The sequence below is a fragment of the Oleiphilus sp. HI0043 genome (genome assembly GCF_001634935.1).
Genome location: NZ_LWEY01001904.1, coordinates 1 through 419 on the forward strand (window position 1 = coordinate 1; position 419 = coordinate 419).

The following is a 419-nucleotide window of genomic DNA, read 5'->3' on the forward strand; positions in this document are numbered from 1 at the left end:
CTTCTATAAAATGCAGCAGTTGTCGCCTGAGAAAGTCTTTATCGAAGCGCCCACTGCCGGTTCTGGAGCGACCTGCCGATCCTGTGCACATTGCCCGTGGATGGCAATGAACGACCTGGAAAATATGTACTTGGCATTAAGTGAGGGGAGTGGCGAAGTAGAGGTCGACTCCGAATTAAGAGCTGGTGCACTTAAGTCCCTTCAGAGAATGCTAGACTTCTCAGCTACGTTGTAAATAACTTTGGCTTTCCATTCACCCTGTTTGCGCGTTTAAAACAGCGGGTTTTCTTTGATGGCATAGAAGAGGTCCAGTCTTGACTGGATCTTAAGTTCATCAAGCTCACTTGTGGTTTTTTTCAAGGCAAGGCTAAGCTGCTCGATAGCTTGATTCATTCTAGCGGTAAGGTAGAAATATTCTG

At 46.3% G+C, this 419-nt stretch carries 1 protein-coding gene; it reads left to right on the forward strand.

Features of this window, described 5'->3' with window-relative positions; genetic code table 11:
* A partial coding sequence (gene nadA / locus A3729_RS29440) for a quinolinate synthase NadA (protein WP_197476266.1) occupies window positions 1–235 on the forward strand: 235 nt, incomplete at its 5' end.
* Window positions 236–419 lie beyond the last annotated feature (184 nt).